The following is a 15,168-nucleotide window of genomic DNA, read 5'->3' on the forward strand; positions in this document are numbered from 1 at the left end:
ACCGCCTCCGCAGAGGCGGTTTCGCAGGCTTATTTCTTAAGATCCACCTGATAAAAAATATGTTTGCCGAACGGATCGACTTCATAACCGGTGACGTTTTTGCGTACCGGCTCGAAGATCGTCGAGTGGGCGATCATCACGGCGGGCATCTGATCGTGCATCATCTGCTGCGCCTCACGATAGAGCGATTCACGCTTCGGCCGATCGCTGGTGGCTTTCGCCTCGCTGATGAGCTTATCAAACGGCGCATAGCACCACTTCGCGGAGTTCGAGCCGCCGTTGGCGGACTGGCAGGTAAAGAGCGGGCCGAAGAAGTTATCCGGATCGCCGGTCGCGGTCGTCCAGCCCATCAGCGCCGCCTGATGCTCGCCGCCTTTCACGCGTTTTAAATATTCGCCCCACTCATAGGTGACGATGTGCGCCTTCACGCCAATTTTCGCCCAGTCGGCCTGGATCATCTCCGCCATACGTTTGGCGTTCGGGTTATAGGGCCGCTGCACCGGCATCGCCCAGAGATCGATGCTAAAGCCATCCGGCATCCCCGCCGCTTTCAGCAGCGCTTTGGCCTGCTCCGGCGCGTAGTCGTAATCTTTAAGCCCCTGATCCGCGCTCCAGACGCCCGGCGGCAGGAGGTTTTTCGCGGCCGTGCCGGTCCCCTGGAAAACGGCGTCGATAATCGCGGGCTTGTTGATGGCCATCGCCAGCGCCTGGCGCACTTTGACGTTATCAAGCGGCGGTTTCTGGGTGTTGAACGCGAGGAAGCCGGTATTCAGCCCCGATTTGCTCATCAGCGTGAGATCCGGGTTTTGCTTCATGCGCGGCAGATCCGCCGGGTTGGGGAACGGCATCACCTGGCACTCGTTTTTCTCAAGTTTGGCGTAGCGCACCGAGGCGTCCGGGGTGATGCTGAACACCAGCCGGTCGAGCTTCGCTTTGCCCTGCCAGTACTGGTCAAACGCCGTAAACAAAATGCGTGAATCTTTCTGGTACTGCGCGAGCTTAAACGGCCCGGTGCCGATCGGATCCATGTCCACGCGCTCCGGCGTGCCGGCTTTCAGCATCGCGTCGGCATATTCCGCCGACAGAATTGAGGCGAAATACCAGCCGAGATCCGCCACGAACGGCGCCTCCGGGTGGGCCAGCGTAAAGCGCACGGTGTGGTCATCCACTTTATCGATAGCCGTGATGAGCTTGCCGAACTCCAGGCTTTCAAAGTTGGAATAGTTGCCGTTCGAGACGTTGTGATACGGGTGTTTCGGATCCTTCTGGCGCATAAACGAGAAGATGACGTCGTCGGCGTTGAAATCGCGCGTCGGTTTGAAATATTTGTTGCTCTGGAATTTCACGCCCTTGCGCAGATGGAAGGTGTACGTTTTACCGTCGTCGCTGACCTCCCAGCGCTCCGCCAGGCTCGGCACGAGTTCGGTGGTGCCGGTTTTAAAATCCACCAGGCGGTTGTAGACCGGCACGGCGCTGGCATCGACGCTGGTGCCGGAGGTATACAATTGCGGGTTGAAGTTCTCCGGCGAGCCCTCAGAGCAATACACCAGCGTGCTCGCGCCTGCCGCGGCGCTGGTAGTGAGGGCGGCGAGCGCCAGCGCGTGAATCGTGTGCTTGCTAATCATCGTAATTCCTTTATGTTTTTTATTTCGTGCCAAAGGAGCCTGACTCTTCGTCACTTCATCAATAACATTAAAATCACAACGCAAACACCTGATAACACAAATAAAGAAGGATCCACCATGCCATCATCGCTCGGCAGTCAATTAACCCGCCGCTTTTTTCGCTACCTGGCAATCACCAGCCAGAGTGATGCGTCCGCCACCACGCTGCCCAGCACGCCGGGCCAGCACGAGATGGCCCGCGCCCTCGCCGATGAGCTGCAAACACTGGGTCTCACGCACGTTGTTATTGATGAACACGCGACCGTCACCGCCGTGAAAAAGGGCACGGTGCCGGGCGCGCCGCGCATCGGTTTTATAACGCATATCGACACTGTGGACGTCGGATTGTCACCGGAGATTCATCCACAGATCCTCACGTTTACCGGTGAAGATCTCTGCCTGAACGCCAGAGAAGATATCTGGCTGCGCGTGGCGGAGCACCCGGAGATAACCGCTTACCCGAACGAAGAGATTATTTTCAGCGACGGCACCAGCGTGCTCGGCGCGGATAACAAAGCGGCGGTGACGGTGGTGATGACGCTGCTGGAGAACCTGACGCCTGAGATGCGCCACGGCGATATCGTGGTGGCGTTTGTGCCGGATGAAGAGATTGGCCTGCGCGGCGCGAAGGCGCTGGATCTCGCGCGCTTTGACGTGGATTTCGCTTATACCATCGACTGCTGCGAGCTGGGCGAAGTGGTGTATGAGAACTTTAACGCGGCGCAGGCGGAGATCCGCTTTACCGGCGTGACGGCGCACCCGATGGCCTCGAAAGGCGTGCTGGTGAACCCGCTGCTGATGGCGACCGATTTTATCAGCCACTTCGACCGCCAGGAGACGCCGGAGCATACCGCCGGGCGCGAAGGCTATGTGTGGTTTAACGGAATGCAGGCGAGCCAGAACAGCGCGACGCTGAACGCCAGCATTCGCGATTTCGACCTTAAGGCCTTTGAGCGCCGTAAACAGCAGCTGCATGACGTGGCGGAAAAAATCGCCGCCGCGCACCCGACCGCGAAAGTGGAAATCGCCATCAGCGACGTTTACAGCAATATCAGCAATGCGATTGGCGACGACCGCCGCCCGATTGACCTGATTTACCAGGCGCTGGAGGCGCTCGACATTGCGCCAAAAACCATTCCGATGCGCGGCGGCACTGACGGCGCGGCGCTCTCCGCCAAAGGCCTGTTAACGCCGAACTTCTTTACCGGCGCGCATAACTTCCATTCGCGCTTTGAGTTTCTGCCGGTGAAATCGTTTGAGGCGTCGTATAACGTGGCGCTGAAGATCTGTTTGCTGGCGGCGGGGTAACTTCAAATAATTAAGATGACGCAGGCCTGACCCGGTTCACGCCGCGGTTGCCTGCTTCATACCCCAAAAACGTGCCGTTTAACGCATCGATATAAAACCGCACCGGCGTAGAAAAGACAAAATCCATCCAGGCGCCGGTTTCTGCCATACCGTCGTCAAGCGTCGACACAATAAAACAGGGCGTTTCATCAAGCCGGCCTTTCGTTACCGTCAGGTTTTTCTCATTCCAGATTAAGCGATACTGTTTCGCACAGGCTTTTGCGATGCGCAAGGCTTCGTATTTACTGATCACTGTTGCAGGCCATCCAAAACTTAATGGGTTTTATACTATGCCAGGCCGCTGCGGTTTGCCGTCACGTTGTTTCAACGTGTTATATAGCGCCTACATGTTCGATTATTCCTGAATGACAGCCAGCCCTTGCCCCATTGTAAATCTTGATTCGTACTGACGCGCCTCTTTCGCGTTGATAACGGTCGCAATCAGCACCGAGTAAGATTTTCCTGCAACGAAGTGAAACCCTTTAACGGGTAAACACTCCCCGGCGGCAATCCAAACCGGGTGAGCAACGTCATAATGAATAATAGTGCTGGATGGCCTGGCGCTTTCCATGATTTCCATCCAGTCGAGCCTTTCGCCCTGTTGTGCCGGCAAGCGGATGCAGATATTTCCCCTGACCGCTGTCACGCTGGCCTTATCTCTTGGCGGCAACGTGACACAGCCTGCCAGCATAAAGAACAATACCGATATAAACAGGCCTCTTCGGGTCATGAGCGCTTTCTTCCGTAAATGATTTTTTCTGACCTGCACCACATACAAAGGCCGGAAGACACCGGCTTTATCAGTTGCAGCCCGTTGATTACTCATAAAGCCAGTGGCCCGCCTTTGCGGATTCAACAAGCATACGCAGCGTTAATGGCGCTGGCGCAACGTGCTTTATGCGCATTAAGGCAGGAAGCAAAACGATCGGGATCCAGCGTCCAGGGTTTTCCTGAAATAAAAGGTTTCCCGTTCCATGTTTCTCTGTACCAGTCAAGAACGGCCTGTTCGGCCTCTTCTTTTTTCATCAACATTCACCTTACAGAGGCGCCATAATATTTATTAAACAAATAACCCGCAGCAAAATGAAAATATAAAAAGCATTCATAAGATGTATAACCAATTCCATTAACAGCATCGACTAATAGCATTAGCATTGAATGCTGAACGGTATAATACCCTTTTAAAGAATGACAGGAATCATATTTATATTTACTCCCGCCGCCTACCATCCCGGGAATAACGGATTGTCAGGCAGGCAGGGAGAAAAATATGCCAAAACGTCATTACCCCAACCCGAGGGTATTCAGACTCACAGGTTCGGTTGGCTTCTGTGGAACGAATAATCCGGATGAAGTTAAAATACTACAAAAACTCATCGCCGATGCGGGTTACAGTCAAACGACGGGGCGATACATTACCATAAATGGACGCTGTGATTTGCAAACGCAGGAAGCTATTTACTGGTATCAGCGCTTACTGAATATGAAACCATCCGGGCTGATTCATCCGGTTGATTACTGGTTTATGCACGCCCTGCATGAAGCCACGACGCCCCGCTGGCGGCCACGGCATGTCGCAGGGCCCCTTATTGTCCGGCAAGGCCAGACGACGTTTGACAGTGAAGGCGTGGATTACATCACCGCCGTTGCGCCTTTCAGACAACCGAAACATCTGCTGCAATTTTCGAGGATACTCCACCATCCCAGGTTTGAGTCTGGTGTAACGCTTGGGCGGGGGTTTGATATGAAGAAGCGCAGCGCCGGCGAAATAATCGCTACGCTGCGACACGCAGATATTGAGGAATATAAGGCTGTCATTTGCTCTAAAGCCGCTTATCTTACCGGACGAGAAGCGGAGATGTTTGTTCAATTTTATGGGCCTCTGGTAGGCGAGATTACTCATCAGCAACAAATTCGGTTATTTGAAATCGCGTATCAGGAAAAGGTCATATATGCTAAGGGGGTTTATGACCGACATGCCCGTCATTTAAATATACCGAATGCGTTACCCTGGAGCCGCATTGATACCGTGATTAGAGATACATTTATCGACACCATTTTTCAGGGTAATGTTACCGCAAATGAGATGGTGGCAATTATAGCGAAAGGCGGTAGCAGGAATGAAATTATTACTTATCTTCGAAATGACGTAAGCTCAAGACGCGACGCGCAAAGAACACAAATAAGAATAAGGAATCTGCAAAAATGAAGAGGATCATGGCAATAATCCCGTTGTTAATGATAGCTACCGCTTCGCTGGCGGCAGATGAAAAAGACATTACTTCTGATAACGCCGTCGACCAGTGCTTAGATAAGTATTACGAGTTCAGCAGCGAGTGTCTGGAAGATCTCAACGATAAAACCGAAGCCGAACTCAAAAAGGCGTATGAGACGAAGCTTAAATCGCTGGAGCGTGTTGATTACACCAAATGGTGGATGGGCGATGAAGATCGTAAAAAAAGGATGATTGAGGCCTTTCGCAAAAGCCAGCGTGACTGGCTGACCTACCGGGACGGTTACTGCGACGTAGCGACTACCGCAGCCCAGGGTACTCACTTTCTCGGTGCGGCGTCGGTAGGCTGTAACATCAATATGAACAAACGGCGCATCAAAGAGATACAGTTGACAGTGGTTGAGATGAAACGGTGAAGAATTATGCCGGAACGCTAACCCAACGGAGCCTGATAAAGAGATGAAGTTAATAACGGCACTTCTCATCGCGGTGCCTTTTATTCCCGCTGCCGCACTGGCCGTTTCTTTTCAGTTTGGTAAAGAACTCGCTCCCTGCTTTTCTCTGCCGGAATATGCAGAAGACGGAAAAAGCCAGTCAGAATGCAAAGCGCAGGCGAGAGAACGTTCGGATGAGGCGCTTAGTAAAACCATTGAACGGCTCTATAAAGCGATTGATAAAAATTATGACGTTCCCTTCAAATTAAACGATTTTGGAGGCGTGACGATGAGCGCCGTCTTCCGGGAAAGGTTTGCGCGCTCACAGGCGCTCTGGCTGCAATCCAGAGAGGCATTCTGTGCGGCGCGCGCTTCTCTTGTAGGGGAATGGGCACCCACGCAATACGACATTGAGACTCAGTGTGTTATCGACATGAATCATGCACGGCAGCATGAGATTGAAAGTCTGTACGGGCTAACACCCTGATAGTTATGCCCTCTACAGATTGCATGTAACGCGGAGATAAAGGATAAAAGTAAAGGAATTACCGCAATGAGAAAAATCGTCTTTCTCGTTTCCACGCTTTTGATCAGCCATAACTTAATGGCTGCCGATCAGAAAGATATTAACGCGGATAACGCCGTCGACCAGTGCTTAGATAAGTATTACGAATTCAGCAGCGAGTGTCTGGAAGATCTCAACGATAAAACCGAAGCCGAACTCAAACAGGCGTATGAGACGAAGCTTAAATCGCTGGAGCGTGTTGATTACACCAAATGGTGGATGGGCGATGAAGACCGTAAAAAAAGGATGATTGAGGCCTTTCGCAAAAGCCAGCGTGACTGGCTGACCTACCGGGATAGTTACTGCGAGGTAGCGACTATCGGCGAGCAGGAAACGCATTTTATTGGCGCGGCATCGGTAGGCTGTAACATCAATATGAACAAGCGGCGCATTAAAGAGATACAGTTAATCGTGGTTGAGACGACCAGGTGAAGACCCCTGGTTACCCGTGCTAACACCTCTGGCAGGGCGACAGATTTTTATCTTAAAGAGACGTCGGTTAAAGGCGGCTACGCGCAGTAGAATGGCGGTATACAGGGTTCAGGCTCAAGACGAAAAGTAAGGGATTTACTGTAATGAAAAAAATCGTTTTTATCATTTCTGTGTTGCTGGTCAGCCACGCTTCGCTGGCGGCTGAGACAGCAAACGTAACGCGAAACGATGAAGTAAAAGCCTGCGAAGATCAATATGGCGACGAGAACAGCGAATGCTTAGGTGACATTGATGATAAATCCACCGGGGCGCTCAATAAGGCTTATGCGGACAAGCTTAAGGAGATGGAGAACTTTGATTACACCAAATGGTGGATGGGCGATGAAGACCGCAAAAAACGGATGATTGAATTATTCAAAAAAAGCCAGGCCGAATGGCTTAAATATCGTGATGATTATTGCGGCGTTGCAGTGGCAGAAGCAGCGAGCACGCACTACCTGGGGAATGCCGCCACGGCCTGTAATATCAATATGAACAGACAGCGTATAAAAGAAATACAGATGCTTCACATAACGAGCCTGGAATAAAAGGTGTTTAATCTCTTTCTGATTATTGCCTTGTACTGGCGCGCCAGATAAAAAAGGCCGGGAACCCCCGGCCTTATTGTCAGTTCAGCGACATGACGTGCTGCCCGGCCCAGTCTTCATAGCCCTCCTCAGTGCGCACAAAACAGGGCGCTCTCACAAATTCCACCAGATGATTCACGAGATCAAACAGCAGCCCTGTGAGCGTTTCCGCTATTTCCGGCGGGTGCGCGCGGCTTATCAACGCCATGTTCAGTGCCTTACAGTAGTGGCTCAGCATCTGCGCGTCGCTGCCGATGCAGAACGGCACCTCTGAAGGGAGCGTGTCGGCCGTCAGTGAAGCAAACAGATGCGCCGGCACCGGTCTGTCGAGCGCGGCCGCGAGGGATTCCAGCATCAGCGCCAGTCTCCCGGCCAGCGCCAGAAACAGCGTCGCGTCCTTACACTCAATCAGTTCGCTGACTGTTTCTTCACACAGCGTGGCGAGCGGGAAGAAATCCATTTCCGCCGTGATCGGCCCTTCGCACAGCGTATGCAGGCTCAACATTCTGGAATGCGCCGACGGCGGCATCGGGGTGGCGGGAGCGTTCAGATTGAGATTATGGCCCTCATTTTCAGGGCGTGCGGGTGTGTTACTATTGACGTTAGCCATAGCGTTACTCCGTATAACGTTTGTGGTCAGAGGCCCGGAAGTGTTGGCGCACTTTCGGGTCTCGCTTATTGAGCGGTAGGCTCAGATAAGGCAAACATTACTCGTAATGTGTTCAACACTGCAATCTTGAAAAGTGTGTTATTAAAGACAAAGCGTTCAAATCAGAGGATGACCAGAATGACCACCAAAGCGATTCATGGAAAGTCTCAAATTCTCGCCACTCGCGTACCACATGAGGTTGTCCGGAGAATGCAAAAGGTGCGAAAAGAAGGCGAGAGTATCGGACAATTTGTATTTAAATGTTTTAACAGAGAAATTTCAAGTATATGCATAGATAATTAATATCTATTTATAAATATCCTTTACCGGACTGAACACCCGTATTGCCTGAGAGACTATGTTATTAAATCTATATAAATTAAAGAATATTCAAGTGTGATTTTTACAATAAGAATCATTGAAGCCATCAAGAACCAAATCAATTCAAGGCAGCTTCAATGCCTTGTATTTAATATTATTGTTCGCCCTCTTCACTTTGTTTATCTTCCGCTTCTTCAGGAAGTTCAACTGCAATAACTTTAGGTAACTGATTGGCGACATCCTTAATAAAAGCCATCGTGAATTCGGTGTCTTCTTTATAGATAGGCCAAAGCGATACTCCAGCAAGAGTCGGATCTACATCAGCTTCATGTGCTATTCTATTCCGACGTTTCCAAATGCTTTTAAGATTTCCCTTTAGTTCCTGCATTGTCTTCTGCTCAGACAACTCTTTTCCTGCATTCATTTCTTCACATATTTTCTTCCACGGTTCCTTACAATAACAAGCAAGCATCTCTGCAAGTTTTCCAGGATCAACAAAGGCTTTGAATGAATTTGTATTTCTAATACTTAATTCTGCAGCATTTATTCTATCATTTTTATCCTGAATGGTCATAATCTCCATGGGGAGTATGATATTTCTAGTTCTTATTCCATTCTCAAAGCGATATCTTGCCTCTATGGCAGCAATTTCATGTGCAAAAAAGTCGAAAGAGCTAACAATTTGAAAATAAGCTGATCTAAGTGCATCATCATTTTCAGGCTGCGTTTTTCGTAACGCACACAATGCATCATATAAACTTATCATTTCTTTAGCACGTGCCATTGCATGCTGAAACGTTATCATGGCATTATCGAATCTAGACATTTAGAATTTGTCCGTTAAAGCAATTATTTTTCGAGCACCAGCTTCAAAACCTTGACGCACATCTTCAATTTTAGCTCGGTATGTATCCGCCACATTACCTCTAAAATCAGTGTCAGCCTGAAGGTTGATAGCGAATACTGGTTTTGCTAATTCTTGTGCTGTTGCAATTAATCCATCTAATGATCCGATTTCCATGATAAAATCTTTCAATGGTGCGCCCGCATCATCATAATCTTTGTTATTAAGTAACATATGAACAGATTTAAGTGCATCAAGTAGCTCTGTATTACGTGTCTCTGCAAGCCTGTCAAACCATCTTTGGAAAGCTTGAGTTGGCTTCGCTTCCTCGTTCCCTCTGGCCCTTTTCCTAAAATTCTGAACCGATGATCCTAAATATTTAGGTGTTAAATCAGGAAAAGGATAATCAGCTGATTTAAGAGTGGCATTACTTGCTGCTTTTCGTCCCCATTCTGCCCATTTTGGTAATGTTCTTGATAAAGATCGTAATGCCATAGAAGAAAAAAGGTCTGGTGCCATAGGAATAATAAAAGCATCACTTGTCATGAACAGATTCTGATTGATGGCTCCTAGGCTGGGACTCATGTCAACTAAAGCAAAATCAATATGGTTAGCTTCACCTGTTTTTTTTATTGCATGATGAAGCGCTCCAGGAATATTTTGTAAAGCTGACAGAGAATTGCTTAATTCATGAGATACTGCAAGTTGGCTTTCATACTCGGCCAAACCAACATGCCCCGGTAATAAGTACAGTCCATTTTGGGCAGGAGATTCATAAAGTTCAGTAGCTTCTATTATATAAGGTCGAGATTCAAAAGCAGGCCGTACAGCATCGCGTATATTTTTTGGCTTTTGAAGTGAAGCGCTCTCAAAAGGATAATCTTCTGCATCTACCTCTCCCAAAAATACGCCGGTAAGATTACATTGAGGATCGCAATCAACTACCATAGTTCGCTTACCTAGAGAGGCTAACATCCAAGCCAAGTGGAATGTCATTGTTGTTTTGGACACTCCTCCTTTATGATTGAAGATAGCAATTTGTTTCATAATACATTCCTTTAAGATTGTGGAGGTCTAAATTTTAAGATTAAATATATTTCTTATAAATAAGAAATTTTCATTTAAATTATTAAATTATTAAATTATTAAATTATTAAATTATTAAATTATTAAATAATGCATTTTTTTTAAATTGGCTAAACGATAGAGCAATACAAATGTAAAAAATTAAATCTCAAATATGGAAAAGATATTCAATAATATATATTGTTGAAAATTACGATTTAAAGATAAAAAACCGCTATGGTATGAATTTTACTGTTATATAAGAATTCAGTAGAACACAAACCTTTTATTAAAATCTCGGACAAACCTTACATGAAAATACATTAAAGAGAGTAATTATTAAAACTACTAAGGTTAGTAGGGTTAGTAGGGTTAGTGGTGATAATAGGAACACAACAATAACATAAGTTATTGATTTTTGAATAATCTAAGTTTCAATACATAAAAATGCCCCCAAAGATGCCCCCACCTTGTGTTTCTACGAGTTATTAGATCTGTTTTATCTTTTAATGCCACCTATAAAAAGTGTCATGCCTTCAGCGGCATGACACTATCAAATACAACCTTAATATACTTCAAAAAAATTCATATCTTTTTATAAACTTTAGTTCTTAATAGCTTGATTGCAATATGGATGGGTTAACTGACCATTATTATAAGACCCTACCCCACCTTCCCTAACCCTGATAATATGATCATATGACACTGATTTTGTAGTGTCCAAATATCCGTTGCAAATAGGGCATTTTATAGCAGATTGTAACGCAGTATTAATAAATATCATGCTTTTTTGATCATCAGTGAATTTCTTCGCTTTTGATGCAATATCGCCTGCAACTATTTTCCCCTGCAACCCAGCTAATTGAATTAATTCGGTTTCCGAAAGATCTTGCTCGTCTTCTAACCTTTTAATTAAATCGTTCAAAAATTCCTTATATTTAACATCTCTGGACCTATGGCTGTTCTTTTGAATAATCAAAGAAATCAATTCTTTATCTTTAACCAAAATCGACTCTAATCTAGACCTTATATTGGTAAATTTTTTGAAAAAAACCCTGTCATTGTTTTTAAGTTTTTCAGCAATTAATGCAGATGTTCCTAAAAACATTGGACTGGTATGTCTACCTGTTGGGCCATAAAAATAAACCGCAGGATGTAACCCTAAACTCCCATCACCGTTGCCTGTAATAACTTCAGCCAATTTTATTGCGTTATTAAGCGACTGGATCGTTGTTAGTCCGGAATCGTCATCGTCCTGCTTATCTAAAGATTTTGGATTACCTTGTTGATCTCTATTGGCAATAAGAATAAAATCAATAAGTAACTGAATTGCAACCCTCACGCCTCGTGCGCCGCCAAGTGGTAAATCTAGCGTCTTCACCGGAGTATTTAAATCTGGGTCAAATAATATTGAGTGTAGTTTTTTAGCAGCACTTTCTATTTTATCAGAGTATTCCTGATTAAAAGCAGACCAATACCTATGACCTTTTCCCGCACGAATCACAGCACGCGCCGAAATAGATGTTGGTTTATGCCTATTTTTCAAAAGGAGCTCTTCAACCTCATCCAGTGCAGTTCCTTGCATATTAATATTAAAGAAAGAGCTTTCGGCTTTATCAGCGTTACCTTTAACCCACTGAATTGTCAGCCCTCTAGTTAATATATTTGTGATTTTATTTCTTTCTATGGATGATATATCTTCATCCTGAAGCCTTTGCTTAAAATGGCTCCAACTGCCCACGCGCTCGTTAATGAGTTTCCGAGTTTTATCGGCAATACTCCTTTGCTCCTTTGAAATCTCCGAGCCAAAATATTTCAAAGATAATGGCCCATCACCATAGTCATCTTCGATCCAAGCCTTCAAAACACTCAGACGGTGCCCGCCGTCAATAACAAATATATATGAACTTTTCCATAGAATTACTGCTGGTATTAAATCACCGTTAACATAGCTTTCAAGCATTGAAACGACTTGATTAGGTGACCAGTGATTTGTCTCTCGCTGAAAGTCTGGCTTTCTTAATATAGCCGTAAAATCATTCAAATCTCTGACCGATATACTATTAATTGTATCAAAAGTAGTTTCATCATCAGTCTCTGTTGCAAAGTCTGCACGCTTAATCATTGCATCCAAGTTTACTAAATTTGCTTTACTCGCCATATATTGCCCTTAAGGTTAACTCCGCCTCGATTGATGAGCATCACCCTTAGAATCATGACATTTAAGCTAAGACCGTTGCAAGAATATGGTTATAAGAAATGTGATCAGACGTATTAGATTCTTAAGCAACCCTGATAAAAATTTTTTCGGCAAAAATTGCACTACAGCGCCACATCACGTAAACCAGGCGCCGCCACCCATGAAACAGATCCCGCCCGCCTCGTTGCGCTGGCGCAGCCGTAGGCCCACAAAATAAAACGTTTGCAGACAAAAACGGCACTACACCGCACCCGCCTGCGGGTTCTGGATCACAAAATTTTTTCAGTTTTGAGTTTTTACAGTCGGTATCGCCAGCCCGCGCCACTGCCGGGCTGGCGAGCCAGAAAGCAGACTGAAAAAGTTGAAAGAAATTTCACTGTTTTTCACTTTAATGCCTTTCCGTAACTGTGCGGCATAGAAGTAACTCACTGATTTTACAGTTTAAATTTAACTTTTTGTGACCTACTGACAGGATTTTCAAGCAAAGAAAATTTTACATGCGATTGATAATAAAAGGATTTTTTCAGGATGAAACTGAAAAACACAGACACCGAAAACAGGGTGCCGGGCATGTTCGTCAGAACGCCCGGCAGTTACTGTTAATGCTTTTCTTCGGCCTCCTGTAACAACGCCAGCGCCTTTTTGCGGTCATGCTCTCCCAGTGAGTCAATCAGCTCCTTTACCCGCCCCTGGCCGCTCAGCGCGCTGGGGCTGATGGTGTGTGAGAACGAGACATTCATTACAAAGGAGTGCCCGCATTCCATATTACTGCACTGGCAGTACACATCAGCCAGCTGGGGATGTTTGCGGTTAGTCTTGCGTATTTTTGCGTCTGCCAGACATACCGGGCAGGTCATTTTCATTATCCGCATGGTTATTCCTTAAAAACAGGCCCGCCAGAAATAAGGCTCCGGACATGGCGCTTTCTGTCAGAGACGTGTAACAGTGGTAACACCGGTAACATCCTTGATATTAAAAGATAAATCCCGTTACCACTGCGGTATTTACTGTGGTAACACGCGGTAACAGGCTGTTTTCTGTTACCAGTGTTACCACTCATGTTTTCTGACTGGTAACGGTCACACGCCGCATAAACACAGGCTGTTACCTCTGTTACCAGTGTTACCTCAGATAAATAAGACTCGCGCGATTTAAACCGGGTCCGCGCTCCCCAGTACCTGACTGTTAAACTGATACACCCGCTTTAGCCCTATCTCTGGCAGGCGGACGTTGGTCTGTGTACGCCCTTCGCTGCCCGCCTCCAGCCACCCGGCGGCTACGCACAGCCGCGCCACCTTACGGGCATCAAAACCCCTGCAGATTTCCTTCCAGCCGGACGGCAGCACATAAAAGGTGGTTACCGGCTCGCTGTCATTACCGCCCTTCTCCACCTTACGGAACCCCATCATGGATACAGGCCGGTTGCGCTCGTCATGCCAGTCGGCAAAGCGGCTGAACTGGTTGCGGGTCATGAAGTCGCACACCTGTTCCAGTGCGGCCTTATCCTCCTGATTGGCTGTATGGCCACGGTCAGCCATCCATGAAGCCAGACAACGCTCAGCGGCCCGGAAAGCCTCACCCTCCGGCCAGCCGGTGATACCGGCGCGGGTGGCAAGCTCCCCGGCCATTGCCACCAGAGCAAAGCGCGTGACTGCACGCCCGACCTGATTCCCCGCATCCTGCGGCGTCAGCCTGCGGGTGAACGCCTTCAGCATGGCTTTCGCCTCGCTGGTCACCTGCGGTAAATCCTGCGTCAGGTGATGCAGCCAGTCACGGAACGGCGCGCCGTGATGCAGCTTCACTGCCTGTTCAAGGTGCTCAGCCAGCGCCTTGCCGCCGCTGAAGCCGTGCAGCTCCTCAAACACGCCGTATCTGCCCGAATCGCTGGGGATCTGGATCATCCTGACCTCAACACCGGCATAGGTGCGTTCTCCGGCATTTGCGGCGTGTTCAACCAGTGACAGCTCCCCGGTGGACAGAAACAGCAGGTTCCAGCGGCTGGTTTCCCGTACAGAACCGTCCGTTCTGGCGCGGGCCTTGCCCTGCCCGTTCGCCAGCATATAGGCGATGTTACCGGCTTCGCGCCCGTCCACCTCGCGGATTTCGTCAAGCATCAGCGTGGCGTCGTTGCGGCGGCTGGCCGTGCCTTCCAGCGCATTACCGGTGGCGCGCCACGTATGCCAGAAGTCGGTTCCCCCACAGACGGAAGCAGCCACTTTCATGGTGGTGGTTTTGCCGTCCGTGGATTCGCCCTTGAGGTGATAGCCGCCCCCGCTCATGCCGACCAGTTGCAGCAGCGGTGCGGCAAAAGCCAGGCTGACGGCAAAAGCCACCCGCGCATTCCCCACGCAGTAGCGGCTTATCTGTTCGCGCCATTCGTCTGCGGTGCCGTTCACCCGGAAGTCACGGCCCTGCACGCTGCTGGTCTGTAAAATCACAGACTGCGCGTCACGGCCTATCACTTCGTCCTGAAGCACATAGACGCCACCGTGCCAGCCTGTTTTGTTCACGCAGGTCACTTTTCTGTCCGGTTTACACAGCGAGATATATTCCATCAGATGCGCACGCGCCATCCCGTTGATGTTGATATAGGAGAGCCCGTTAACCAGCAGCACACGACGCAGCTCTTCCCCGCTTCCGCCAAGCAGCTCCATCGGCATAGCCCATTTGCGGCTGTTGCCGTTGGTGTCCTCCCACTCCAGCAGGCGGCCATAATTACTGCCGTCAGCATCACTGGTAATGGCCGTCACACGCAGGGGGCTGCAAATTTTGATGTTGCGGATTTCCG

General features: G+C 48.2%; 16 protein-coding genes and 1 pseudogene. 7 read left to right on the top strand and 10 right to left on the bottom strand.

From position 1 onward, the window contains the following. Positions 1–29: 29 nt before the first annotated feature. Positions 30–1,625, bottom strand: coding sequence for an ABC transporter substrate-binding protein (locus G6041_RS11030; protein ID WP_012125578.1), 1,596 nt, complete (start codon positions 1,623–1,625; stop codon positions 30–32). Between the two features lie 117 nt (positions 1,626–1,742). Here G6041_RS11030 and pepT point away from each other — a divergent pair, with 117 nt between their 5' ends. Continuing rightward, positions 1,743–2,972: a peptidase T gene (gene pepT, locus G6041_RS11035; protein WP_041460596.1), complete on the top strand. Its 1,230-nt coding sequence runs from the start codon at positions 1,743–1,745 to the stop codon at positions 2,970–2,972. A 10-nt stretch (positions 2,973–2,982) separates the two neighbouring features. Here pepT and G6041_RS11040 read toward each other — a convergent pair whose 3' ends face one another. The 3 genes and pseudogenes from G6041_RS11040 to G6041_RS11050 form a co-directional block, all read right to left on the bottom strand. After that, positions 2,983–3,264, bottom strand: coding sequence for a hypothetical protein (locus G6041_RS11040; RefSeq protein WP_012125580.1), 282 nt, complete (start codon positions 3,262–3,264; stop codon positions 2,983–2,985). Between the two features lie 102 nt (positions 3,265–3,366). Beyond that, entirely contained in the window at positions 3,367–3,837 is a 471-nt protein-coding gene (locus G6041_RS21430; protein WP_012125581.1) for a putative T6SS immunity periplasmic lipoprotein, read from the bottom strand. Beyond that, a pseudogene (locus G6041_RS11050) lies at positions 3,830–4,037 on the bottom strand (DUF1493 family protein). Before G6041_RS11050 ends, G6041_RS21430 begins: the two are co-directional and overlap by 8 nt. A gap of 244 nt (positions 4,038–4,281) precedes the next feature. Between G6041_RS11050 and G6041_RS11055 the strand changes: the two are divergent. The 5 genes from G6041_RS11055 (at position 4,282) to G6041_RS11075 (ending at position 7,262) form a co-directional block, all read left to right on the top strand. Beyond that, entirely contained in the window at positions 4,282–5,220 is a 939-nt protein-coding gene (locus tag G6041_RS11055) for a peptidoglycan-binding protein (protein ID WP_012125585.1), read from the top strand. Then, a complete protein-coding gene (locus G6041_RS11060) occupies positions 5,217–5,660 on the top strand; it encodes a lysozyme inhibitor LprI family protein (RefSeq protein WP_012125586.1) in 444 nt (147 codons plus the stop codon). Before G6041_RS11055 ends, G6041_RS11060 begins: the two co-directional genes overlap by 4 nt. Before the next feature lie 43 nt (positions 5,661–5,703). Beyond that, positions 5,704–6,165: a lysozyme inhibitor LprI family protein gene (locus G6041_RS11065; RefSeq protein ID WP_012125587.1), complete on the top strand. Its 462-nt coding sequence runs from the start codon at positions 5,704–5,706 to the stop codon at positions 6,163–6,165. A gap of 66 nt (positions 6,166–6,231) precedes the next feature. Next, positions 6,232–6,675, top strand: a complete 444-nt coding sequence (locus G6041_RS11070) for a lysozyme inhibitor LprI family protein (protein WP_012125588.1) — start codon at positions 6,232–6,234, stop codon at positions 6,673–6,675. A gap of 143 nt (positions 6,676–6,818) precedes the next feature. Then, positions 6,819–7,262 (top strand): lysozyme inhibitor LprI family protein, encoded by a 444-nt coding sequence (locus G6041_RS11075; RefSeq protein ID WP_012125589.1) that lies wholly within the window; start codon positions 6,819–6,821, stop codon positions 7,260–7,262. 79 nt (positions 7,263–7,341) lie between these two features. Here G6041_RS11075 and G6041_RS11080 read toward each other — a convergent pair whose 3' ends face one another. Then, positions 7,342–7,911, bottom strand: a complete 570-nt coding sequence (locus G6041_RS11080) for a hypothetical protein (RefSeq protein ID WP_041460597.1) — start codon at positions 7,909–7,911, stop codon at positions 7,342–7,344. A 177-nt stretch (positions 7,912–8,088) separates the two neighbouring features. On the opposite strand from G6041_RS11080, the gene G6041_RS21575 reads away from it, so the two are divergent. After that, the gene (locus G6041_RS21575) at positions 8,089–8,253 is read left to right on the top strand and encodes a YlcI/YnfO family protein (protein ID WP_094301155.1); all 165 of its coding nucleotides are present in this window, start codon (positions 8,089–8,091) and stop codon (positions 8,251–8,253) included. Between the two features lie 172 nt (positions 8,254–8,425). Here G6041_RS21575 and G6041_RS11085 read toward each other — a convergent pair whose 3' ends face one another. From G6041_RS11085 to G6041_RS11105, 5 genes are all read right to left on the bottom strand, one after another. Next, entirely contained in the window at positions 8,426–9,097 is a 672-nt protein-coding gene (locus G6041_RS11085) for a HEPN domain-containing protein (protein WP_012125591.1), read from the bottom strand. Further along, entirely contained in the window at positions 9,098–10,162 is a 1,065-nt protein-coding gene (locus tag G6041_RS11090; RefSeq protein WP_080515378.1) for a ParA family protein, read from the bottom strand. A 622-nt stretch (positions 10,163–10,784) separates the two neighbouring features. Continuing rightward, positions 10,785–12,341, bottom strand: a complete 1,557-nt coding sequence (locus G6041_RS11095) for an HNH endonuclease (RefSeq protein WP_076727234.1) — start codon at positions 12,339–12,341, stop codon at positions 10,785–10,787. A 638-nt stretch (positions 12,342–12,979) separates the two neighbouring features. Beyond that, positions 12,980–13,252, bottom strand: a complete 273-nt coding sequence (locus G6041_RS11100; RefSeq protein WP_012125597.1) for an ogr/Delta-like zinc finger family protein — start codon at positions 13,250–13,252, stop codon at positions 12,980–12,982. A gap of 279 nt (positions 13,253–13,531) precedes the next feature. Beyond that, the coding region (locus G6041_RS11105) for a DUF927 domain-containing protein (RefSeq protein WP_166491660.1) at positions 13,532–15,168 on the bottom strand (1,637 nt) is incomplete at its 5' end.

Source organism: Cronobacter sp. HA18003, assembly GCF_011605905.1.
In the GTDB taxonomy this organism is placed as follows: domain Bacteria; phylum Pseudomonadota; class Gammaproteobacteria; order Enterobacterales; family Enterobacteriaceae; genus Cronobacter; species Cronobacter sakazakii.

Excerpts from the sequence above, each read along its gene's own strand:
- G6041_RS11030 (WP_012125578.1), bottom strand. The coding sequence starts at position 1,625 with ATGATTAGCAAGCACACGATTCACGCGCTGGCGCTCGCCGCCCTCACT.
- pepT (WP_041460596.1), top strand. The coding sequence starts at position 1,743 with ATGCCATCATCGCTCGGCAGTCAATTAACCCGCCGCTTTTTTCGCTAC.
- G6041_RS21430 (WP_012125581.1), bottom strand. The coding sequence starts at position 3,837 with ATGAGTAATCAACGGGCTGCAACTGATAAAGCCGGTGTCTTCCGGCCT.
- G6041_RS11055 (WP_012125585.1), top strand. The coding sequence starts at position 4,282 with ATGCCAAAACGTCATTACCCCAACCCGAGGGTATTCAGACTCACAGGT.
- G6041_RS11060 (WP_012125586.1), top strand. The coding sequence starts at position 5,217 with ATGAAGAGGATCATGGCAATAATCCCGTTGTTAATGATAGCTACCGCT.
- G6041_RS11065 (WP_012125587.1), top strand. The coding sequence starts at position 5,704 with ATGAAGTTAATAACGGCACTTCTCATCGCGGTGCCTTTTATTCCCGCT.
- G6041_RS11070 (WP_012125588.1), top strand. The coding sequence starts at position 6,232 with ATGAGAAAAATCGTCTTTCTCGTTTCCACGCTTTTGATCAGCCATAAC.
- G6041_RS11075 (WP_012125589.1), top strand. The coding sequence starts at position 6,819 with ATGAAAAAAATCGTTTTTATCATTTCTGTGTTGCTGGTCAGCCACGCT.
- G6041_RS11080 (WP_041460597.1), bottom strand. The coding sequence starts at position 7,911 with ATGGCTAACGTCAATAGTAACACACCCGCACGCCCTGAAAATGAGGGC.
- G6041_RS21575 (WP_094301155.1), top strand. The coding sequence starts at position 8,089 with ATGACCACCAAAGCGATTCATGGAAAGTCTCAAATTCTCGCCACTCGC.
- G6041_RS11085 (WP_012125591.1), bottom strand. The coding sequence starts at position 9,097 with ATGTCTAGATTCGATAATGCCATGATAACGTTTCAGCATGCAATGGCA.
- G6041_RS11090 (WP_080515378.1), bottom strand. The coding sequence starts at position 10,162 with ATGAAACAAATTGCTATCTTCAATCATAAAGGAGGAGTGTCCAAAACA.
- G6041_RS11095 (WP_076727234.1), bottom strand. The coding sequence starts at position 12,341 with ATGGCGAGTAAAGCAAATTTAGTAAACTTGGATGCAATGATTAAGCGT.
- G6041_RS11100 (WP_012125597.1), bottom strand. The coding sequence starts at position 13,252 with ATGCGGATAATGAAAATGACCTGCCCGGTATGTCTGGCAGACGCAAAA.